Source organism: Aeromonas sp. sif0611 (assembly GCF_019218845.1).
Taxonomy (GTDB): domain Bacteria; phylum Pseudomonadota; class Gammaproteobacteria; order Enterobacterales; family Aeromonadaceae; genus Aeromonas; species Aeromonas media.
This window is the reverse complement of sequence record NZ_JAHUWU010000002.1, coordinates 822,811-844,889: the sequence shown is the minus strand read 5'-3', so window position 1 is coordinate 844,889 and position 22,079 is coordinate 822,811. Positions and strand designations below refer to the sequence as shown.

Here is a 22,079-nt window from a genome sequence, read left to right as displayed (position 1 = left end):
CAATAAATGCGAACAATAATGTAAAGATGTTGTTAATTTTGTCTTTTGCCATTTTATTGATTATTTTTGAACTTATCGATAAGTCGCCTGTCGTAATGTTCTTCATATCGCGTAATGACATTTTCTCAGTATTTAAATCTGTATTTGGGTGTGAGGCAGTTTCTGTTCAGGTTTCGTTCTTGGGATATTTCCCTCTTCTTTTATGGATAAAATGGAAATAGGGTGTGATTGATTTTATCTTTTTGTTTTTATTGGTTTTTTGTGTTTTTGATGTGGGTGTTCAATTAATTTTTTAATAATTAAAAACAAGTTAAATGAGAATGCGTAGCAGTTTTTTATATGGAAGTTGGATTTTTTGGAAAAAAACATCAGTGAGTTATGCTGTTGACGTCACTGACCGTTGACCGGGTTAGTTCTACTTGATTTTTGTTGCAGAGCTTTTACAGTGACCGAGCGGGATTGACTGCCAATACCAGTCAATTCAGTGAGTAATGCCAGGAAGGACAGGTCGGTCACCGGATGTGACTGACCATAAAAGAACAACAAGGACGAGGTTCCACCATGCTGTCGTATTTCCTACGTCGGATGCTTTTGATCATCCCGACGTTTCTCGGTATCACCCTGCTCGTCTTCACCATCACCCGCTTCGTGCCGGGCGGCCCGGTCGAGCGCATGTTGTTGCAGGCGCAGGTATCACAGAACGAGACCGGCCGCTCCAGTGGCAGCAAGGGGGCGCAGGCGCTCTCCGATGAGCAGATCGAGGAGCTCAAGGCCTTTTACGGCCTCGACAAGCCCATGCTGATCGCCTACTGGGAGTGGCTGCAGAAGCTGGCGGTGCTGGATCTCGGGGAGTCGACCCGTTATTACGAGCCGGTGTGGGATCTCATCAAGGACAGGCTACCGGTGACCGCCTTCTTCGGGCTGGCGACCTTCCTGCTGAGTTATGCCGTCTCCATCCCGCTCGGGGTGGCCAAGGCCCTCAGACACAACACCCGCTTCGATTCCTTGAGCTCCATGCTCATCTACATGGCCTATGCGCTGCCCGCCTACGTGGTGGGGATCTTCCTCATTACCGTCTTCGCGTTTCATCTGGAGTGGCTGCCCATGGGGGGCTTCCCGGGGGACGACTTCGACTCGATGGAGAGCAGTTGGGATCAGATCCGTACCGTCTTCGCTCACGCCCTGCTGCCACTCATCGCCTATGCCATCGGGGATTTCGCCATCCTCACCATGACCATGAAGAACAGCCTGATGGAGAACCTGTCGGCGGATTACGTGCGCACCGCCGTGGCCAAGGGGCTGCCGTTTCGCAAGGCGGTCACCGACCACGCCATGCGCAACAGCCTGATCCCCATCGCGAGCCACCTGGGATCGGTGCTCACCGTCTTCTTCGGTGGCTCCTTCCTCATCGAGACCATCTTCAACATCGACGGCATCGGCCTGCTCGGCTATGAGGCCATCGTCGAGCGGGATTACCCCACCGTCATGGGCATCCTGGCCATCACCTCCATGCTGATGCTGGTGGGCAATATCGTCTCCGACATCTGCGTTGCCCTGGTCGATCCCCGCGTGCGGTTTGGAGACTGAGCATGAACCTGAATCCGGTAACCCTGAAAAAACTCAAGCGCTTCAAGTCGATCAAGCGCGGCTACTACTCCTTTGTCATCTTTTCGGTCCTGGTGGTCATCTCCCTGCTGGCGGAGCTCCTGGTCAACAGCCGGGCCCTGGCGGTGAGCTATCAGGGAGAGCTCTACTTTCCCACCTATGGCGACGTGATCCCGGGCCAGCACTTCGGGCTCGACTACGAGTACGAGACCAACTACCGCCAGCTCAAGGGCAAATTTGCGCAGGAAGGGAAGGGGGACTGGGTGCTGCTGCCCCTGGTGCCCTGGAACCCCTATGAGCAGGACTTCAAGGAGGAGGCCTACCCGCCCTACGCCCCCAACCTGGCGGAGCGCCACTTCCTCGGCACCGACACCAGCGGTCGCGACGTGCTGGCGCGCCTGGTCTACGGCTTTCGCATCGCCATCGGCTTTGCCTTCATCACCCTGGTGGCGAGCTATGTCATCGGGGTCAGCATCGGTTGCATGATGGGCTTTCTCGGCGGCCGGTTTGACCTTGTGTTGCAGCGTTTTATCGAGATCTGGTCCCAGGTGCCGTTTCTCTACGTCATCATGATCCTGGTGTCGCTGGCCAAGCCGAACTTCGGCCTGTTCGTGGGCATCAACGTGCTGTTCGGCTGGATGGGGATCACCTGGTACATGCGCACCCTCACCTACAAGGAGCGGGCGCGGGACTATGTGATGGCGGCGCGGGCGCAAGGGGCGACCACCCGGCGCATCATCTTCAACCATATCCTGCCCAATACCCTGATGATGATCGTCACCCTGGCGCCGTTCGCCGTGGTGGGCAATATCTCCACCCTGACGGCGCTGGACTATCTGGGCTTCGGCCTGGCGCCGCCAACCCCGAGCTGGGGGGAATTGCTCTCCCAGGGGATCAACAACCTGGATGCCATCTGGATCGTGAGCTCCGTGGTGGTGGCAGTGAGCCTGGTGCTGATCATGGTCTCCTTCATCGGCGAGGCGATCCGCGAGGCGTTCGATCCGCGCAAATTTACCCGTTATCAGTGACCCGGGGCACGCCTCATTGCCCTGGGTATCCAACCCTTAATTGAGACGCCCCCGGTGCAGGGGCTAGACCTGGAAGTCAAACATGAAAAATAAAATCAAATGGATAGGTGCGCTTTTTCTGCTGGTGAACGGATCCTGGGTGTGGGCCGCCAGCCTGCCTGCGGATCTCAAGTGGGAGACCAACGACACCGACCCCACCTTCGCCTCCCCCAAGGCGCTGCCCGGTGGCACTCTCAACCTCTTCATCGACAGCTTTCCGCTGACGTTTCGCACCGTGGGGCCCGATTCCAACGGTTCGTTCCGCTCCTTCATCCAGGACAACCAGCTGAGGCTCATCAGTTTCCATCCCAACACCGGCAACCCGATCCCTTCGCTTGCGAGCGCCTGGGCCATCGCGCCGGACAGCCAGACCGTCTACTTCAAGCTGGACCCCCGTGCCAAATGGTCTGACGGCAAGCCGGTCACCGCCGATGACTACACCTTCGGCTACGAGATGATGCGCTCCAAGGACATCAAGGGCCCCTGGTTCAACAACTACTACACCACAGAGGTGGTGGCGGTGGAGAAGGTTGACGATCACACCATCCTGGTGAAGGCAGGCAGCCGCAAGGCCAGGCTGGACCTGCTCAACACCACGGAGCTGTGGCCCCAGCCGAAGCACTACTACAAGATGGGACCGAACTGGGTGAAGCAGTACAACTGGGCTGTAGTCCCGACCACGGGCCCCTATGTGATGAGCGAGGTGAAGAAGGGCAAGTCCATCACCTTCAGCAAGCAGCAGAACTGGTGGGCCCAGAACGATCGTTACAACCAGCACAGATTCAATATCGACCGCATCAAGGTGCAGGTGATCCGCGACCACAACATCGCGTTTCGCCACTTCCTGAAAGGGGAGTTGGACACTTTCGAGATGATCTTGCCCAACTGGTGGCATGAAAAAGCGGTCACCCCGGAATACAAGAAGGGGTACGTGCAGAAGGTGATGGCGATGACCGACACCAAGCAGGGGGGGCAGGGGGTGCACCTCAATGTGGCCAATCCCAAGCTGGCGGACGTGAATGTGCGCCTCGGCATCCAGCACGCCATGAACCTGGACAAGATGATAGCGACCGTGCTGCACGGTGATTATGACAGGGCCACCACCTTCGGCTCGGGTTTTGGCGAATTCACCGACATCAAGCTGCCGGAGCGGGCCTATGACATCACCAAGGCGCGGGAGTACTTCGCCAAGGGCGGCTACAACAAGCCGGGGCCGGACGGCATCTTGCAAAACGACAAGGGGGAGCGGTTGACCCTTGCCCTCACCTACACCAGCCAGGAGCACTCCAAGCGGCTGACCGTACTCAAGGAAGAGGCCAAGAAGGCGGGACTGGATCTGGAACTCAACCTGGTGGATGGCGCCACCGGCTTCAAGGTGATGCTGGAGAAGAAGCACGAGGCTGCCTGGCTCGGCTGGGGTGGCGGTGGTCTCTACCCGCAATATTGGGAGTCGTTCCACTCGGCCAACGCCAACAAGCCGCAGACCAACAATCTGTTCAACGTGGCCGACAAGGAGCTGGACGCCCTGATCGACGCCTACAACGTCGAGTTCGACATGACCAAGCGTGCCGAGATCTCCCGTCAGGTCCAGCAGCGCATCTATGATCTCGCCATCTTCGTGCCCGGGGTGCAGCTCAACTACGTGCGGGCCAGCAGCTGGCGCCACGTGATGCTGCCGGAGGTGCCCGCCACCCGTAACACCCCGGATCTGCTCTATTGGCCCATGGATGGCTACCCCCACAGCAGTGGCGGCCTGCTCTGGCTCGATCCCAAGGTGCAGGAAGAGACCCGTAAGGCCAAGGACGCGGGTGAAGCGCTTGCGCCCATCACGCTGATCGACAAGACCTATGCGCATCATTGAGAAGGGGGAGGCGATGGCAGAGACACAGGCTCCCATCCTCGACGTTCGAGAGAATGGGGGGAAGTTCACCGCTGATGGCGGCCAGGGCATGGCCCCCATCCTGGAGGTCAGCGATCTCGAGGTGGAGTTCGCGGTCGATGACGGCAAGATAAAGGTGCTCGACGGGGTCAGCTTCAAGGTAGCCCCGGGCCAGACCCTGGGGATAGTCGGCGAGTCCGGCTGCGGCAAGAGCGTTACCTCGCTGGCCATCATGGGGCTGTTGCCGAGGCCCCACGGTCAGGTAGTAGCTGGTTCCATCCGCTTTCAGGGGGAGGAGCTGCTCGCGATGCAGCCGGATCAGATGTACAGGGTGCGCGGCAACCGCATCTCGATGATCTTCCAGGAGCCGATGACGGCCCTCAACCCGGTGCAGACCGTGGGGGATCAGCTGATGGAGGTGTTCAGCCTGCACAGGCCCGATTTCAGCAAGGCTCAGCGCAAGGAGGCCGCCATCGCCATGCTGCAGAAGGTGGGGATCCCGGAGCCGGCCCAGCGTTTTGCCGTCTATCCCCACAATCTCTCCGGCGGCATGCGCCAGCGGGTGATGATCGCCATGGCGCTAGCCTGCGAGCCGGATTTGCTCATCTGCGACGAGCCGACCACGGCGCTGGATGTCACCATCCAGGCCCAGATCCTGGATCTGATGAAGGCGCTGCAGGCCCAGACCGGCATGGCCATCATCTTCATCACCCATGATCTCGGGGTGGTGGCCGAGCTGTGCGACGAGGTGGTGGTGATGTATGCGGGCCGCGCCGTGGAGCGGGCCGACATCTTCGAGCTGTTTGACCACCCGCGCCATCCCTATACTCATGGTCTGATGGCCTCGATCCCGCGCCTCGAAGATGTGCCCAAGAGCCTGCTCAAGACCATCAAGGGCCAGGTGCCCGCCCTGCACGAGATGCCAGCGGGCTGCCGCTTCTCCAACCGTTGCCCCCACGCCACCGAGATCTGCGTGAGCACCATACCGGCGACAGAACAGCTGAGCGATCGCCACGCAGTGGCCTGCCACCACTGGAAGGAGTTGAGCATATGAGCGTCTTGTTGTCGGTGCGGGAGTTGAAACAGCACTTCAGCAATAGGGAAGGGGCTATGTCGGCTCTTCACCAGGATGGACGGGAGTGGCGGCGATGAGCGTCTTGTTGTCGGTAAGGGACTTGAAGCAGCATTTCAAGATGGGTGGCGGCTTCTTGCGCAAACCCTACACCGTCTATGCGGTGGATGGCATCAGCTTTGACCTCAAGCAGGGGGAGACGCTAGGGCTGGTAGGGGAGTCCGGCTGTGGCAAGTCCACCCTGGGCCGTTCCCTGCTCAAGCTGTTTGAGCCCACGGCGGGGCAGATAAGTTTCGAGGGACGCGACATCACCCGGTTGTCGCCCGGGGAGATGCGATCCCTGCGCCAGGAGATGCAGATCGTGTTTCAGGATCCTGCAGAGTCTCTCAATGGTCGTCACACCGTGGGCCAGATCCTGGAAGAGCCCTTCATCATCCACGGTAAAGGCAACACAGAGCAGCGACGGGGCTGGGTGCTGGAGCTGCTGGACAAGGTGGGCCTGCCGAAGAGTGCGGTGGATCGCTATCCTCACGAGTTTTCAGGCGGTCAGCGCCAGCGCATCGGCATTGCCCGTGCCATCGCCCTCAAACCCAGGCTGCTGGTGTGTGACGAGGCGGTATCGGCGCTGGATGTCTCGGTACAGTCCCAGATAGTGAACCTGCTGCTCACCCTGCAGCGGGAGATGAATCTGGCCATCATCTTCATCGCCCACGATCTGTCGGTGGTCAAGCACATCTCGGACCGGATAGCGGTGATGTACCTCGGGCGCATCGTCGAGTTGGCAGAGGCCCAGCAACTTTATCTGAGCCCGCGCCATCCCTACACCCAGGCGCTTATCTCGGCGATCCCGGTGCCGGATCCTCGCAGGCGCAACCAGCGTATCCTTCTGACCGGGGACGTGCCCTCACCCATCTCTCCCCCGAGCGGTTGTCATTTCCATCAGCGTTGCCCCTATGCCACGGATCTGTGCCGCGGTACCTCGCCGGGTCTCGAGCCGTGTGGCACAGAGGCCCATCAGGTTGCCTGCCACTTCCCCTTGCCTGCCGTGGAGGCGGTGCCGTTGGGAAAGGCGGTCTGATGCCGGCGTCCGCTTCGCCACGGCCGGTATCACAGCAAGGCGGTGTCGAGGATGATCAATAAAAAATGGGGCCTGTGGGCCCCATCTTCATGGTTGGAGTTCAGGTTTGGCCGTGGAACATCTGGCCCGGGCAGGACAGCGCCCCGAGGGGGTGGCTGTTGTGTGGATTGCGTTATTTTGTAATTTTACTACTTTTGTTGCTTCGACATCCGAGCCGGTGACATCAGGCGCCATAGCGGAAGTAGTAGTTGCGAGTCGAAGGCGCATAAGTGTCTTTCTCTTGTGTGCCTTTCTTGCTGGATGCACCCTTCAGGTGGAACAGCACTGCCAGGTTCTCAAACATAGTCTTACCTCTTTGTTCTGTTGCTTATTGCTTCATGTGACCTTGGTCACACTTTGATGCTAGAGGTTTTTGTGATCTCGATCAACTTATTGTGTTGTAAATTTACATAAATCATGGAAAAGGTTTTCAAATCCAGGGTTGCTTATGGATACGATTTCAAGGGGGGATCAGCAGGGCAATGAAGGGAGGCAATGCAGGGAGAGCAGGGGCACAGCCCCAATGACATGCCCCGCACTGGGCGGGGCATGAAGCGGCAGGGGAGGCGGTGCTTACTTGGCCGGGATCTGCTCCAGCACGTGGACCAGCAGTTGCCAGAAGCGCTCGACCGCCGGGATGTGTACCTTCTCGCCCGGCGCGTGGGCGCCGCGGATGGTCGGGCCGAAGGAGACCATGTCCCAATCCGGGTAGGCGCTCTTGAACAGACCGCACTCGAGGCCGGCGTGGATCACCATGACGTTCGGCATCTCGCCGAACAGGGTCTGGTAGCTGCTGCGCACCAGGGCCATGACGGGGGAGTCCACGTTCGGTGCCCAGCCCGGGTAGGCGCCGGTGAACTCACAGCTGGCGCCTGCCAGGCTGAACAGGGAACGGGTCATCTGCTCGACGCTCTCGCGACCGGAGTCGATCAGGGAGCGGATCAGGCACTGCACATACACCTCGCCCTCCAGGGTCTTGATGACGCCGAGGTTGGTGGAGGTCTCGGTGACGCCCGGGATGGCGTCGCTCATGCGCATCACCCCGTTGGGGCAGGCCACCAGGGCGTCCAGCAGGCGGGTCTGGAGGGATTCGCTCATCAGCTTGGCGGGCGTGTCCCGGCCGTTTAGCAGCACGGTGAGGTTCGCCTCGGTGGCGGCCAGCTCGCTCTGGTAGATGCCGGCGTAGCGGTCAACCAGGGCCTTGAACTCACTGACGCTGGCGGTGGGCACCAGCAGGGTGGCGCGGGCTTCGCGGGGGATGGCGTTGCGCAGGGTACCGCCGCTTATCTCGGCCAGACGCACCCCCAGCGGCTCGGCGGCCTTGAGCAGGCGCACCAGCAGCTTGTTGGCGTTGCCACGACCGCGGTGAATGTCGACCCCGGAGTGACCGCCCCGCAGCCCCTTCACCTGCAGCTCGAAGCCTTCCCCTTCAGTGGCGGCGACTTGCTCCAGCGGGAAGCGGATATTGGCATCCACGCCGCCGGCGCAGCCCATGTAGACCTCGCCATCCTCTTCGGAGTCGGTGTTGAGCAGGATCTCGCCTTCCAGCCAGCCCGCCTCCAGGCCGAAGGCGCCTGTCATACCTGTCTCTTCGTCGGTGGTCAGCAGCACTTCCAGCGGGCCGTGCTTGATGGTCTTGTCCGCCAGCACGGCCAGGCAGCCTGCCATGCCCATGCCGTTGTCGGCGCCCAGGGTGGTGCCACGGGCGGTGACCCATTCACCGTCGATATAGGCATCGATAGGGTCTTTGGTGAAGTCGTGCTGGGTGTCGGCATTGGCCTGGGGCACCATGTCGATGTGTGCCTGCAGCACCACGGCCTTGCGGTTTTCCATCCCCGGGGTGGCCGGCTTCTTGATGATGATGTTGCCCACGGCGTCTTGCTTGACCGCCAGGCCTTCTCCCTGGGCCCACTGCACTATCCAGGCGCTCAACTTGGCCTCGTGCTTGGAGGGGTGGGGAATGGAGCAGATCTGCTCGAAGAATTGCCAAATCAACTTGGGAGACAGAGAACTAAGCTGTGCCACGTCGGGACTCCTTACCAGCACGGAAATGGACAGGGCCCAGTGGGCCACAGAAGAGGGTAACGATAATACAGTCAATCACACAAAAATGTGAGCGATCTGCGCAAATTGCGGTCTGATTGCGGTCTGCTTGTGCTGATAAAGGGAGCCAGAATGGCGAACATGACTGCCTTGCCTGTGTGTACCAGCAGAAGATGAAATTCGTGACGTGCATCACAAAAATATTGTCTTTTCGCCGCCGGGTGGTAAATTAGCCGCCGTGGGTCAACCACTTGTCAGGACGACAATCAATGCCTCCAAGGAACCGAAGCAAAGCAAGTGCGCCTCCACGGAACCGAGTGTCTGTTCAAGGATTTGAACCCGCATTAAAGGTACGTAACTTGTTAAGCAATCAGGAGTTCATTATGTCAGGCAGCAATTCAACCTATTGGTTTGCCCAGTCCCTCTATACCCAGGGTTTCAACTATCCGAACCCCTACGCCGGTCGCCGTTAAGCCGGGCAGTCAGCCAGGCTGACAGAGAAAGCAGAAAAGCAGCAGGTGTGTGAGGGTGTCATCCTCCCCCTGCTATTTTTTTACCCGAAATTCGAGGTTTGCCCTTCAAATGAGCACCCTGTTGACGAGGGCCGAGCCCCGAGGGGAGGCGAAGCAGGCAGGAGATGACCGATTTTTCCTGTTTTTCGCATACGTTTGCCAGTCATTTTATCTGCAAAGGGTGCTATCATACCGGCCCAACAGCTGGCCTGAGGTCTGGGTTTCGATCGATATGGCCGCCAGCCATGCCCGTCCTGTTTTCAATGCATCTGCTTTTTGCTGCCGAGGGTTCACTCCTGAGGCCGCAAAAGTGCAAGCAAAATTCGGGAAACGGGGGCCAGAATTCACCGGATCCCGTGTGTCTGCCGGGACTCTTACGCCTTAAGTGATTGCCTTTATAACTCGTTGAGATCGATAGCATGCCAAAAAAGTTCTATGTGTCGTGGGATAACCTGCAACGTGAAGCGCGCCGTCTGGCCCGTCGTCAACTGCCCGTCAGCCAGTGGAAAGGGATCATCGCGGTCAGCCGTGGTGGCCTGGTGCCTGCCGCCCTGATGGCCCGCGAACTTGGAATTCGCAACGTCGAAACCCTCTGCATCTCCAGCTATGACCACAACAGCCAGCGTGAGCTGGTGGTCGTCAAGGCCGCCACCACCGCCGGTGACGGCGAAGGCTGGCTGGTGGTAGACGATCTGGTGGACACCGGTGGTACCGCCAAGGCGATCCGTGACCTCTATCCCAAGGCCAAGTTCATCACCATCTTCGCCAAGCCGATGGGTGAGCCGCTGGTGGATGACTTCGAGGTCGCTATCCCGCAGGACACCTGGATTGAGCAGCCCTGGGACATGGCGCTGGAGTTTGCCAACCCGATCTGCGACGAGGAGTAATTGCCGCTGCCTTGGCGCACCGCCCCTGACTGCTGCGGGGGCGGGTTGCTCGCGCCGATGGCAAGACGGTTTCATAAGGCCCCTGTTTGGGGCCTTATGTGTTTATGATGTGGCTGCCTGCGGTGAAAAGTGGTTAAGATGGGCCATTGTTTGAGACAGAAGAGTCACCATCTTGGAACCAAACGACGATACCAACCTGACGGAAAAGCTGTTCACCCGGGTCAAAAAGGTATTGGAAACCTCCGAAATATCCAACTCCAGCCCGGTCGAAGAGCAGGACAGCTCCCTGGCCGAGAGTTTCATCGACGGCGCCCTGTCGCCCCATTGGTATCGCCTGCTGCGCCGGCCGACCTGGGCCTGGCAGGGGGCGGATCCGGTGGAGGTGGAGCAGACCCTGGCCCGCATCGCCATGGGGCAGGGGGAACGCAGCCATGAGCGCTATCTGGATACCATCAAGGGCTATGTGCCCGGCAACTGGGTCTATGAGTGGAGCCAGCTGGCTGGCCGCTATTTCAATGCCGGGCGCGAGCTGGTGAGCCAGGGCGATGCCGCCGGAGCGTTGAAAAACCTGCTCAAGGCGGTGCGCTACTACTCCATCGCGAGCTACCCCCACCTCAAGAATGACGAGCTGGCGGATCAGGCCCAGTTGCTCTGCAACATGGCCTACCGCGAGGCAGGCAGGCTGTTCAAGGTGCCCCTCAAGGAGCTGCAGGTCCCGTTCCGGGGCAAGACCATTCAGGGTTATCTGCACCTGCCCACCACCGACAAGCCTGTGCCTCTGGTCATCGTCAGTGGCGGCATCGACGCCCTCCAGGTCGACTTCCTCAACTTCTACTTCAAGTGCCTCGAGCCCCACGGCATCGGCATGCTGTCGCTGGATATGCCGGGAACCGGCTATGCGGAGCACTGGCCGCTGGTGCAGGACACCAGTCGCCTGCACCAGGCGGTGCTCAACCACCTCTCCGAGGTGGCCTGGGTCGATCATCAGCGCATCGCCATGGTGGGATTCCGCCTCGCCGGCAATGTGGCAGCACGCCTCGCCTTCATCGAGCCCTTCAAGCTCAGGACTGTGGTCTGCATCGGGGCCGGCATCAATCAGGTGTTTACCAATCAGGAGATGTTTGCCCGTTGTCCGCGCATGATGCGGGACGGGCTGGCGAATCGCCTGGGGGCCGATGCCGCCCAGTGGGATCTGCTGCGTACCAAGTGCCAGGTCTTCTCCCTCAAGACCCAGGGGTTGCTGGGGAGTCGCACCTCTGTGCCCATCCTGAGCATTGGCCACAAGCGTGACTTCATTTGTCCCGAGCCGGATGTCCGGGCCCTGGCCTCCGCCAGCCGCAATGGCAAGGCAGTGGTGTTTGACAAACAGCCTCTGCTCGAGGTGTATGACGAGGCGCTCAAAGAGACGGTAGATTGGCTAAAGAAACACTTATGTACATGATATAGAACTAAAAATGTAACATCACCATGTGATGGTATGGCTTGTTCAACAGGGAGGTTAGCATGTCAGAAAGAGTGACCTACAAGCGATTGCTGAGGCAATTCGCGGCCATTGGCCCCTATCTGCGCGAGGATCTGTGCGAAGAGGGACGCTACCGCTTCGACTGCCTTTCCGTCTGTGTCAGTGCCAAACCGGCGCCGGACAAGCGGGAGTTCTGGGGCTGGTGGCTGGTGCTGGAGCAGGAGGACCACAGCTTCAGCTATCACTATCAGGTCGGCTTCTACAATGCGGACGGGGTGTGGCTCGACAAGCCGCTGCCCAAGAAGCACCAGGCTGAGGTCGAACGAACCCTCAACCACTTCTACAAACTCATCAGCGGCAAGCTGACCCTGCTGGAGTGCACCTTGTCTCCTGCCAAGCAGGTCACCAACGAGCTGAACGTGACGGCGGCCTGATCCGCCTAGGCCCTGTGGTCATCGATCCGCGGGGCCCCCTCTTTGCCATGACAGCTGTGAGGCTTAATTGCCTTGCAGGGCAACAGGGCCGTGGGTATAAAGGGATTCCTTACTTTTCTGACCCTTTGTTCCCATGGAAAACAGAACCATAGTCGTCAAATTGGGCACCAGCGTGCTCACCGGGGGATCTGCCCATCTCAATCGTGCCCACATGGTGGAGCTGGTCAGGCAGTGTGCCGCCCTGCATCGACACGGGCACCGTGTCGTGCTGGTGACCTCTGGCGCCATCGCCGCTGGACGTGAGCATCTGGGACATCCTCCGCTGGCGCCGACCCTGCCCAACAAGCAGATGCTGGCGGCAGTCGGTCAGACCCAGTTGATCCGGGTTTGGCAGGACCTGTTCAACCTCTATGGTCTGCACATCGGCCAGATGTTGCTGACCCGCGCCGATCTGGAGGACAGGGAACGTTACCTCAATGCCCGTGACACCCTGCGTACCCTGCTCGATCACCGTATCATCCCCGTCATCAACGAAAACGACGCCGTGGCCACCGCCGAGATCAAGGTGGGGGACAACGACAACCTTTCCGCCCGCGCCGCCATCCTGGCGGATGCGGATCTGCTGATCCTGCTGACCGACCAGAAGGGGCTCTTCACCGCGGATCCTCGCACCAACCCGGATGCCCAGCTCATCGAAGAGGTGCAGACCATAGACGACACCCTGCGATCCCTCGCCGGTGACAGCGTCAGCGGTCTGGGCACCGGCGGCATGGCCACCAAGCTGCAGGCCGCCGACGTGGCGCGCCGCGCCGGGGTCAACGTGGTGATCGCCACCGGCCAGATCCCGGAAGTGATCGGTCGCCTTGCCGCTGGCGAGCGGGTGGGCACCCTGTTCCCGGCACTGGCCTCGCCGCTGGAAGGGCGCAAGAGCTGGATCCTGGCAGGGCCGCCCCCTCACGGCGAAGTCCAGGTGGATCAGGGGGCAGTGGCCGCCATGCAGGAGAAGGGCTCCAGCCTGCTGCCCAAGGGCATAGTCGCGGTCAAGGGAGACTTCGTCCGTGGCGACGTGGTGCGGATCCTGGGCCCCCAGGGGGGTGAGCTGGCCCGCGGCATCTGCCGTTACGATCATCTGGAGCTTGAGAAGCTGCGGGGCGTACACTCGGATCAGATAGAGGCCGTGCTGGGTTACGGCTATGGCGCCGTTGCCATCCACCGGGATGATATGGTGCTGTTGTGAGTAGTCGGCCCTGATAGACCCTGCCGCAACGGCTACGGCTACGGCGACGGCTGCGGCCATGGCTATGGGATCATGGGCCAGCCACAGAGACGACATGGTGCTGCTCTAAGCAGTACCTATGAAAGAGAAAAAGGATGACGTTATGAGTCTGGAGAAAATGGGGCAGGCGGCCCGCGAGGCCGCCTATCAGCTGGCGACCATCAGCACGGCGCAGAAAAACCGCGCGCTGGCCGCCATCGCCGATGAACTGGAGGCGCACAGTGCGCAGATCCTGGCTGCCAACGAGAAGGATATCGCGGCAGGCCGCGATGCCGGCTTGTCGGAAGCCATGCTGGATCGCCTGCTGCTCAACCCCGCCCGCCTCGCCGGCATAGTGGCGGATGTGCGCAAGGTGATCTCCCTTGACGATCCGGTCGGCGCCGAAATCGACAGCCGGGTGCTGGAGAACGGCCTTCGCCTCTCCCGCCGCCGGGTACCCATAGGTGTCATCGGCGTCATCTACGAGGCGCGCCCCAACGTCACCATCGACATCGCCAGCCTCTGCCTCAAGACCGGCAACGCCAGCATCTTGCGCGGTGGGCGCGAGACCTTCCACTCCAACCTGGAGCTGGTGCGGGTGATCCAGCGCGCGCTGGCAGCCTCGGGCTTGCCTGGTGATGCGGTGCAGTACATCGACAACCCTGACCGGGCCCTGGTGGGCGAGCTGCTGCGCCTCGATCGCTATGTGGACATGATCATCCCCCGCGGCGGTGCCGGGCTGCACAAGATGTGCAAGGAGAACAGCTCCATCCCCGTCATCATCGGCGGCTTTGGCATCAGCCACATCTTCGTGGACGAGAGCGCCGATCTGGAACGTTCCCTGGCGGTCATCGACAACGCCAAGGTGCAGCGCCCCTCCGCCTGCAACGCCCTCGATACCCTGCTGGTACACGAGAAGGTGGCGGCCACCTTCCTGCCACAGCTGGTGGCACTGATGAACGAGCGCAAGGTGACCCTGGTGGGGGCGGCCAACGCCATGGCGCTGCTGGCAGGCAGTGACAACCTGTGCGAGGCGGGAACGGAAGACTTCGACACCGAGTGGCTGGGGCTGACCCTAGGGGTCAAGCTGGTGGCGGATGTGAACGAAGCGCTGGCCCACATGCGCGAGCACAACGCCGGCCACTCCGATGCCATCCTGACCAACGATCTGGCCAATGCGGAGCGCTTCGTCAACGGTGCCGGTTCGGCGGCCGTCTACGTCAACGCCTCCACTCGCTTCACCGATGGCGGCCAGTTTGGCCTGGGGGCCGAAGTCGCGGTCTCGACCCAGATGCTGCACGCCCGTGGCCCCATGGGGCTGACCGAGCTGACCAGCTACAAGTGGGTCGGCCAGGCGGACTATCTGATCCGTGCCTGAGCAAGGCGATCAACATCTTGCCGTCAATGCCGACTCTGGTCGGCATTTTTGTGGTTTTTTATTGCGCACTATCAGTGGCTTGCATATAACTATCCAGCGAAAGATGGCGTCATTCAGGGCGCAAGATCAGGAAGGGGAGCGACTTCAAGGATGAAGCGACAGCATTGGATTGCGCGGCTGACCCGCCTCTGGCTGGGGCTGCCGCTGCTGGTGGTGCTCTGCTTCAGCAGCCAGGGCCACGCCAGCTGGGATCAGGATCTCTACCGTCAGCTGGGTCTGGCGGGAAAGCTCGACAAACAGGTGTTCCGCAAGGCCCTGCGGGGCTATCAAGATGTGCGCCACAAGCGCAAACCCATCCTCACCATCATCGATTACAGCAAGCCCTCGACCATGCGCCGGCTGTTCGTCATCGACGTGAAGCGGCACAAGCTGCTCTACCACACCTGGGTCAGCCACGGTCGCAATTCGGGGGAGCTGGCGGCTCGCCAGTTCTCCAACCAGATGAATTCCCGGCAGAGTTCCCTCGGGGTCTATCGCACCGCCGAAACCTATCAGGGCAAGCACGGCTATTCCCTGCGCCTCGACGGACTGAGTCCGGGCAAGAACAGCAATGCCCGCAAGCGCGCCATCGTCGTGCACGGGGCTGACTATGCGAGCCCGAGGCATCTGCAAAAATATGACAAGCTGGGCCGCAGCTGGGGTTGCCCGGCCCTGCCGCGAGAGCAGTCGAGGGCCATCATCGACATCATCAAGGGGGGTAGTGTCATCTATGCCCACGGCTGAGGCGGGTACCCCGAGCAATACAGGGCAAGAAGGCCAGCAAATGCTGGCCTTCGGTTGTCAGATGGAAGAGAGATTATTTGCGCACCACCAGCACCGGGCAGGGGGCGTGACGTACCACGGATTCCGCCACGCTGCCCACCAGCAGATGGCTGAGGCCGGAGCGACCGTGGCTGCCCATGACCAGCAGATCGACCTTGTCTTCCTTCGCCTGGAGGACGATCTCGTCGGCGGCGCGGCCGAAGCGCACCTCGAACTTGGCCGGGATGGGCAGGCTGGCGACCAGCTCCTTGAGCTGGCTCTTGGCCTGACGCTCCATCTCGTGGGTGATCTCGATGGCGGTCATGTGCAGGATCTTGTAGCTGTCGAAGCCGTGCAACTGGTCCACCACGTGCACCAGCTTGAGCTCGGCCTGGTGGCTCTGGGCCATGAAGACGGCGTAGTCGAGCACGGCCTTGGACATATCGGAAAAATCGACGGGACAGAGCAGGGATTTGATGGTTGGCATGAGAAAGCTCCCCTCAAGTTAGGTCACTAATGAATCTTATGATTCATGATACGGAACGACGGGGCAATAACCCTCGACCCGCTCGCAAAATCAGGAAAAATATGAACGGACACGACGGCTTTCTATGCTATCTGTATGCCTGAATGTGCCGCCTGGCTGTGAGCGCCTGCTGACGGCAACATCTTAGAGGAAACACTGGTACATGGTTCGTCCGCTCCTGTTGTGCTGCTTGCTGCTCGTCTTGCCTGTTCGGGCCGACACCCTGCAAGTTTATTGTGATGACTGGCCCGGCTTCTGCCAAAGGGATGGCAAAGGGGTCTATCTGGACCTTGTTCGCGCCATCTATGAACCCGCAGGGTATGTAGTAAAGCCTCATCTGGTGCCCTACAAGCGGGCGCTGGCGGTGGTGGCGCAGAAGGGGGGCGACATGGCGATGGGGGTCTATCGGGGGGAGGTGGCAGGCGTTCATCAGCCGGATTACCCCGACTCGGCCGACTACGTAACCGTGGTGATGCAGAAGCGCTGGTTGCCGCAATGGACCGGGGAGGCCAGCCTGAAGGAGCAGGAGGTGCTCTGGCTGCGGGGCTGGGCCTTCGACAAGTACATCCCGGTGACCATGCGCTGGTACGAGATAGACAACCACACCACGGCACTGCAATTGTTGCTCAAGGGGCGTTACCGTTACTACCTGACCGATGGCGCCCTCTACCCCAAGGGCGCCCTCCCACCCGAGCTGGCTCAGGTCTTCCTGCGCTGGATCCCGACCTACCCCATCTTCGCCGATAACGAGAAGGGCAGGCAGCTGCATGGGCTCTGGGATCCCGGCATGCGCACCCTGATCAGGCAGGGAAGGCTGGCGGAGATCTATCGGAAAAACAGGCTCTACCACGACTACCGGGACTTTATCAGGGAGCAGGAGGCGAGGGCGCGCACACTGGCACCGTCACCGGATTGATGCGGCCTTGTGTCTGGCTGCCTGGATCACCTTCTTGCTCAGTCTTCAGTCTTCAGCCCTCAGCTTCTTGGCCAGCCGGTCGTAGAGGATCACGTTGACCGAAGCGGCCAGGTTCATGCAACCCTGAGTCGGTACGTAGATCACCTCCTTCACCGCCGCAAAGCGGGCGGGATCCAGCGTGCCATCCTCCGGCCCGAAGATGTAGAAGGCCCGCGCCGGGTGCACATAGTCCGGCAGCGAGGTGGCCCCCTCGATGAGATCCACCAGCACAGGAGTACAGCCTTCGGGGACGAACGCCAGCAGATCCTCGACCCCGAGCAGGGGGATCTTCTCCACCATCTGCTTGGTGTCGGTGGCAAAGCGGCGCGCCAGCTCGAAGCGCTGCCCCGTGTAGTAGACCTCTTCTGCCCCGTAACAACCGGCGGCCCGCATCACGGCTCCCACATTCTCCGGTGACTTGGGATTGACCAGCCCGATGGCGCAATAATCGGGGGCCGCATCCGGCTGCACATCGACCCGCTGTGCGGCGCCGTAACCTGACTCTTTCATCTCGTTCTCCTCTGTGGCGGCGCATTATACCCCCGGCGCGCCCCTTGCCCAGCCTGTGGCGCCGACTCCCGTCCGGCGGGCCCAACAAGGGAGCAGTTGCACTGCTCTGGCGCAGCCCCGCGCCCTGGCGCCCAATGGTGGCGCACCTGACATCCTGGCGCGGGGTTTGCAGTCACTTCCTCATACAAGATGACTGAGGCTCATCCGGACAAAGGCGTCCGTCCCCGCAGGGGGGGCGGACGCTTTTTTTTATGGGCCCGTCATCCAACAGGACAAGGAGGCGGCCCCCGGGGGCCGCCGGCGACAAGGAGCGAGGGAATGAAGACCACCTGTGCCTATTGTGGAGTGGGGTGTGGCATCCGGTTGAGCCGGGAGGGCGACAACTGGCAGTTGCAGGGGGATGAACAGCATCCGGCCAATGGCGGCGCCCTGTGCGTCAAGGGGGCCAGCCTGCTGGAGAGCCTGGCGTTCCCCGATCGCCTGCTCTACCCGCGCTGGATGGGGCAGCGCATCGGCTGGGATGAGGCGCTGGACACCCTGGCGCAGCGCCTTGCCGCCATCCTGGCCGAGTCCGGGCCCGAGGCCATCGGCATCTATCTGTCGGGCCAGCTCACCACTGAGGACTACTACGTCGCCAACAAGCTGATGAAGGGGTATCTGGGCAGTGCCAACGTGGACACCAACTCCCGGCTCTGCATGTCGTCGGCGGTGGTGGCCCACCAGCGCGCCTTCGGGGAGGATCTGGTGCCCGCCTGCTACGAGGATCTGGAGCTCGCGGATCTGGTGGTGCTCACCGGTGCCAACACCGCCTGGACCCATCCCGTGCTGTTTCGCCGCCTGCAGCAGGCGCGGGCACGGCGCCCCGAGCTCAAGGTGGTGGTGCTGGATCCCCGTCGTACCATGACGGCGGAGCAGGGGGATCTGCACCTAGCCCTCAAGCCCGGCAGCGACGTGGCGCTGTGGAACGGCCTGTGCCGCTACCTGCTCGACAGCGACGGCTGGGACAAGGCCTATGTGGCGCAACATGTGAGCGGCTTCGAGGCGCTGGCGGCGGCGCTGGACGACCCCGCCTGGCAACTGGACGAGGTGGCCCGCTGCTGCGGCCTCTCCCGTAGCGATCTGCTGGGCTTCTACCAGTTGTTTGCCCGCACTCCCAAGACGGTCACCCTGTTCTGCCAGGGGATCAACCAGTCCAACCAGGGGGTGGACAAGGCCAACGCCATCATCAACGCCCACCTGATGTGCGGCCGCATCGGCAAGCCGGGGGCGGCCCCCTTCTCCATGACGGGGCAACCGAACGCCATGGGGGGGCGCGAAGTGGGGGGGCTCGCGACCCAGCTCGCCGCCCACATGGGCTTTGGCGAGGAAGAGTGCGATCGGGTGCGGCGCTTCTGGCAGAGTCCGACCATGGTGCGCGGGCCCGGGCGCAAGGCAGTCGAGCTGTTCGAGGCGGTGCACCGGGGGGAGATCCGCGCCCTCTGGGTGCTCGGCACCAACCCGGCGGTCTCCCTGCCGGACGGCAACCGGGTGCGCGAAGCCCTGAGCCGCTGCGAGCTGCTGGTGGTCTCGGAGGTGACGGCCAACACCGACACGGCGCGCCTCGCCCATCTGCTGCTGCCCGCCGCCGCCTGGGGGGAGAAGAGCGGCACGGTTACCAACTCCGAGCGCACTATCAGTCGCCAACGCGCCTTTCTGCCCCTGCCGGGAGAGGCCAGGCCAGACTGGTGGGCGCTGACCCAGCTCGCCCGCCGGCTCGGCTTTGGCGAGGGGTTCGCCTATGAGCACGAGCACGAGATCTTCTGCGAGCACGCCGCCCTCTCCGGCTTCGAGAACCAGGGGCGCCGCCAGTTTGACATCTCTGGGCTGGCGGGTCTGAGCCGCGCCGAGTTCGAGGCGCTGGAACCCCTGAGCTGGCCCGTCAACGCCGACTGGCACCAGGGGCGGGCCCGATTGTTCGAGGACGGGCGCTTTGCCACCCCGGATGGCCGGGCCCGTCTGCTGCCCCTGGCCCAGCACTTCCCCCCCCAGCATGATGCCGTCCTCCGAGGGGAGGATCTCCCCCTGCTCCTCAACAGCGGCCGACTGCGGGATCAGTGGCACACCATGACCCGCACCGGTCACGTGCCCAGGTTGCAGGAGGCCGAGCCCTGGCCCAGGGTGCGGGTGGGTGCCGCCAGCCTGCTGGCGCTCGGTGCCAGGGAGGGGGATCTGGTGCGCCTTCACAACGAGCTCGGGGAGGCCCTGCTGCTGGTGGGGCTGGACGAGGGGCTCAGGGAAGGGGAGGCTTTCCTGCCCATGCACTGGACCGACAGCCAGTGCAGCCAGGGGGCGGTCAACCGCCTCATCGCCGCCGTGGTGGATCCCCTCTCCGGCCAGCCCATGTTCAAGCAGGGGCGGGTGCAGGCCAGGGCGCAAGCCACCCGTTGGCAGGGGCTCTGGTGCGGCCGCCGGGACTGGCGCGAGCCGGTGGATTGGTGGGCCAGACGCCCTCTGCCCGAAGGCAACTGCACCCTGCTGGCCTCCTGGTCAGAGGCCCCCGAACTCCTGTGGCAGCGGCTGGCAACCCAGGGGCGCTGGCTGCGGCTCCCCCTGAAGGAGGGCTGGCTCGCCCTGGCCCTGGCCGGGGATCGCATCGAGGGCCTGTTGCTGGTGGGGGAGCGGCGACCGGACATCAAGGTCGATCTGCTGGCCAGCCTGCTCGGCACGCCGCTGCAGACGGGGGCCCTGAGCCAGACCCTGAGCCAGGCCCTGGCCGGTGAGAGCCGGCTGGTCTGCTCCTGCCTGCGGGTGTCGGAGCAGCGCATCGTCGATGCCATCACCCGGCAGGGGGTGAGCGAGCTGGCGGGGCTGCAGGCCCTGCTCGGCTGCGGCAGCAACTGCGGCACCTGCCTGCCCGAGATCGACAAGCTGTTGATCAAGCATGTCTATATCGCCCAGGCTTGAGGCCTGGGCAGCAACACAAGGAGTGTGCGATGAGCCAAATCAGTCTGGTAGGAGCGGGCCCCGGGCCCCTCGAATTGTTGACCCTGCGCGCCCTGCACCGCATCGAGGCGGCAGAGGTGGTGGTCTATGACCGCCTGGTGGGGGGCGAGATCCTGGCCCGGATCCCCCAGGGGGCGGCCCGCTTCGATGTGGGCAAGCGCTGCGGCGAGCCGAGCCCCACCCAGGAGGAGATCAATGCCCTGCTGCTGGCCCTGGCCCGCACCGGCAAGCGGGTGGTGCGGCTCAAGGGGGGGGATCCCCTGGTGTTCGGCCGGGGCGGGGAGGAGGCGCTGCACCTGGCCCGCCACGGCATCGAGGCCGAGCTGGTGCCTGGTATCACGGCGGCCCTGGGCTGCGCCGCCAGCACTCTTATTCCCCTGACCCACAGAGGGTTGGCCCGCTCTCTGACCCTGGTGACGGGTCATTTGATGGACGAGGGGGACTATCGGGGCTGGCAGGGGTTGACCCGGGCCGGCCATACCCTGGTGTTCTACATGGGGCTGGAGCGGGCGGCCCAGATCCAGCAGGGGTTGCTGGCGGCGGGGGCCTCGGGCGATCTGCCGGTGGCGCTGGTGGTGGCCGGGTGCAGTGCGCGCCAGCAGGTCCATCACGCCCGGCTGGAGGGACTGGAGCAGGCCGCCCGTGCCCTGCTCGGCCAGAGCCCCGTGCTGATGATCATGGGGGAGGTGGTGAACCTTGGCGCCGAGCTGCAGGCCCTGCTGAACCAGACCATGGAGCGGGTAGCCTGAGCCGGGTTTCCCCCTCTACCCCCACTACCTCCTGATGGATAAAAAGGAGGTAGATTCAAATAGTTGGCCTTCATGTTGCGGCATTGGCAGCAGACACGTTGCGATAGCCGTTGGCAAGGAGCGCCATGACTACTCTTCCCCGGGGCCAGGACGGCCCCCCCTCCCGCCTGCTGATCCACGCCGATGATCCGGGCCAGGCCAATCGCCTGGCCCTGCTGGTCAGCCACTACGGTCATCAGCCCAGGATACTCGACACCCGCCAGCTGCTGACCCCGATGGAGCAGGGGGAGGCTCTGTTGGTCAGCTGCCGCCAGTTCGGCGCCGAGGTGCGCCTCGGCCTCTCCCTCTGGCCCGACATGCCGCGCCTCTTGTTCTGCGAGCGGCTCGGGGGTGATACCCAGCTCGCCCTGCTGCAGCAGGGGGTGTTGCTGGTGCCCCACCCCTGCGGCGAGCGGGAGCCGGTAGAGCAGTGGCTGCGGATCGCCCGCAGCCAGCTCGCCATGGTGCAGACCCTGATGCAGACCGAGAGCGAGCTGCGCCAGAAGCTGGTGGAGCGGCGGCTCATCGAGCAGGCCAAGGGGCGCCTGATGCGTCATCAGGGGCTGGACGAGGAGCAGGCCTATCGTCTGATGCGCAGCACCGCCATGAGCCGCCACCTGAGCCTGGGGGAGCTGGCGCGGCAACTGCTGCAGGCATTGCCCGCCTGAGCGCCCCGCTGGCAAACCGTTTTGGTGCAATTGCGCCTAATTGAGGCAAGCAGGGGGGAAAAGGAGGGAAGAAAAAGCCGGGAAAGGCCGTCCGATGCGGCTTGGCCAATCTGGCACGAAAAGTGAATTACCCAACAT

The 22,079-nt window shown here is 62.2% G+C and carries 18 protein-coding genes; 15 read left to right on the top strand and 3 right to left on the bottom strand.

Annotated elements, in window-relative coordinates; translation table 11 throughout:
• Window positions 1–561 precede the first annotated feature (561 nt).
• From KW824_RS08765 to KW824_RS08745, 5 genes are all read left to right on the top strand, one after another.
• Complete coding sequence (locus KW824_RS08765) at window positions 562–1,587, top strand: ABC transporter permease subunit (protein WP_043130009.1); 1,026 nt, start codon at window positions 562–564, stop codon at window positions 1,585–1,587.
• Window positions 1,588–1,589: 2 nt separating this feature from the next.
• Window positions 1,590–2,633: an ABC transporter permease gene (locus KW824_RS08760; RefSeq protein ID WP_043130007.1), complete on the top strand. Its 1,044-nt coding sequence runs from the start codon at window positions 1,590–1,592 to the stop codon at window positions 2,631–2,633.
• Window positions 2,634–2,715: 82 nt separating this feature from the next.
• A complete protein-coding gene (locus tag KW824_RS08755) occupies window positions 2,716–4,533 on the top strand; it encodes an extracellular solute-binding protein (RefSeq protein WP_218409558.1) in 1,818 nt (605 codons plus the stop codon).
• A 13-nt stretch (window positions 4,534–4,546) separates the two neighbouring features.
• The gene (locus KW824_RS08750) at window positions 4,547–5,605 is read left to right on the top strand and encodes an ABC transporter ATP-binding protein (RefSeq protein ID WP_218409557.1); all 1,059 of its coding nucleotides are present in this window, start codon (window positions 4,547–4,549) and stop codon (window positions 5,603–5,605) included.
• A 94-nt stretch (window positions 5,606–5,699) separates the two neighbouring features.
• Window positions 5,700–6,701, top strand: a complete 1,002-nt coding sequence (locus KW824_RS08745) for an ABC transporter ATP-binding protein (protein WP_218409556.1) — start codon at window positions 5,700–5,702, stop codon at window positions 6,699–6,701.
• 612 nt (window positions 6,702–7,313) lie between these two features.
• Here the strand turns inward: KW824_RS08745 and KW824_RS08740 are convergent.
• Window positions 7,314–8,765 carry an aminoacyl-histidine dipeptidase gene (locus KW824_RS08740; RefSeq protein WP_043130004.1) on the bottom strand — a complete coding sequence of 484 codons (1,452 nt, stop codon included), beginning with the start codon at window positions 8,763–8,765 and terminating at the stop codon, window positions 7,314–7,316.
• Window positions 8,766–9,714: 949 nt separating this feature from the next.
• Between KW824_RS08740 and gpt the strand changes: the two genes are divergently transcribed.
• The 6 genes from gpt (at window position 9,715) to KW824_RS08710 (ending at window position 15,494) form a co-directional block, all read left to right on the top strand.
• Entirely contained in the window at window positions 9,715–10,182 is a 468-nt protein-coding gene (gpt, locus tag KW824_RS08735) for a xanthine phosphoribosyltransferase (RefSeq protein ID WP_005325980.1), read from the top strand.
• A 172-nt stretch (window positions 10,183–10,354) separates the two neighbouring features.
• Entirely contained in the window at window positions 10,355–11,623 is a 1,269-nt protein-coding gene (gene frsA / locus KW824_RS08730; protein WP_005325987.1) for an esterase FrsA, read from the top strand.
• A gap of 62 nt (window positions 11,624–11,685) precedes the next feature.
• Window positions 11,686–12,078 carry a sigma factor-binding protein Crl gene (gene crl, locus KW824_RS08725; RefSeq protein ID WP_218409555.1) on the top strand — a complete coding sequence of 131 codons (393 nt, stop codon included), beginning with the start codon at window positions 11,686–11,688 and terminating at the stop codon, window positions 12,076–12,078.
• Between the two features lie 133 nt (window positions 12,079–12,211).
• Window positions 12,212–13,315 carry a glutamate 5-kinase gene (proB, locus tag KW824_RS08720; protein ID WP_005325991.1) on the top strand — a complete coding sequence of 368 codons (1,104 nt, stop codon included), beginning with the start codon at window positions 12,212–12,214 and terminating at the stop codon, window positions 13,313–13,315.
• A 142-nt stretch (window positions 13,316–13,457) separates the two neighbouring features.
• Window positions 13,458–14,711: a glutamate-5-semialdehyde dehydrogenase gene (locus tag KW824_RS08715; protein ID WP_218409554.1), complete on the top strand. Its 1,254-nt coding sequence runs from the start codon at window positions 13,458–13,460 to the stop codon at window positions 14,709–14,711.
• Window positions 14,712–14,861: 150 nt separating this feature from the next.
• Window positions 14,862–15,494 carry a murein L,D-transpeptidase catalytic domain family protein gene (locus KW824_RS08710; protein ID WP_218409553.1) on the top strand — a complete coding sequence of 211 codons (633 nt, stop codon included), beginning with the start codon at window positions 14,862–14,864 and terminating at the stop codon, window positions 15,492–15,494.
• A 73-nt stretch (window positions 15,495–15,567) separates the two neighbouring features.
• On the opposite strand, the gene KW824_RS08705 is transcribed toward KW824_RS08710, so the two are convergent.
• Window positions 15,568–15,999, bottom strand: a complete 432-nt coding sequence (locus KW824_RS08705) for a universal stress protein (RefSeq protein ID WP_005325997.1) — start codon at window positions 15,997–15,999, stop codon at window positions 15,568–15,570.
• A gap of 202 nt (window positions 16,000–16,201) precedes the next feature.
• Here KW824_RS08705 and KW824_RS08700 point away from each other — a divergent pair, with 202 nt between their 5' ends.
• Window positions 16,202–16,954: an ABC transporter substrate-binding protein gene (locus tag KW824_RS08700; protein WP_218409552.1), complete on the top strand. Its 753-nt coding sequence runs from the start codon at window positions 16,202–16,204 to the stop codon at window positions 16,952–16,954.
• Window positions 16,955–16,999: 45 nt separating this feature from the next.
• On the opposite strand, the gene KW824_RS08695 is transcribed toward KW824_RS08700, so the two are convergent.
• Entirely contained in the window at window positions 17,000–17,503 is a 504-nt protein-coding gene (locus tag KW824_RS08695; RefSeq protein ID WP_256351302.1) for an RNA methyltransferase, read from the bottom strand.
• 318 nt (window positions 17,504–17,821) lie between these two features.
• Here KW824_RS08695 and KW824_RS08690 point away from each other — a divergent pair, with 318 nt between their 5' ends.
• The 3 genes from KW824_RS08690 to KW824_RS08680 all read left to right on the top strand — a co-directional run bounded on the left by KW824_RS08690 (window position 17,822) and on the right by KW824_RS08680 (window position 21,941).
• Window positions 17,822–20,446, top strand: coding sequence for a nitrate reductase (locus tag KW824_RS08690; RefSeq protein WP_218409551.1), 2,625 nt, complete (start codon window positions 17,822–17,824; stop codon window positions 20,444–20,446).
• A gap of 29 nt (window positions 20,447–20,475) precedes the next feature.
• Window positions 20,476–21,234 (top strand): uroporphyrinogen-III C-methyltransferase, encoded by a 759-nt coding sequence (cobA, locus tag KW824_RS08685; RefSeq protein ID WP_218409550.1) that lies wholly within the window; start codon window positions 20,476–20,478, stop codon window positions 21,232–21,234.
• A gap of 125 nt (window positions 21,235–21,359) precedes the next feature.
• Entirely contained in the window at window positions 21,360–21,941 is a 582-nt protein-coding gene (locus KW824_RS08680; protein ID WP_218409549.1) for an ANTAR domain-containing response regulator, read from the top strand.
• The last annotated feature ends 138 nt before the right edge of the window (window positions 21,942–22,079 follow it).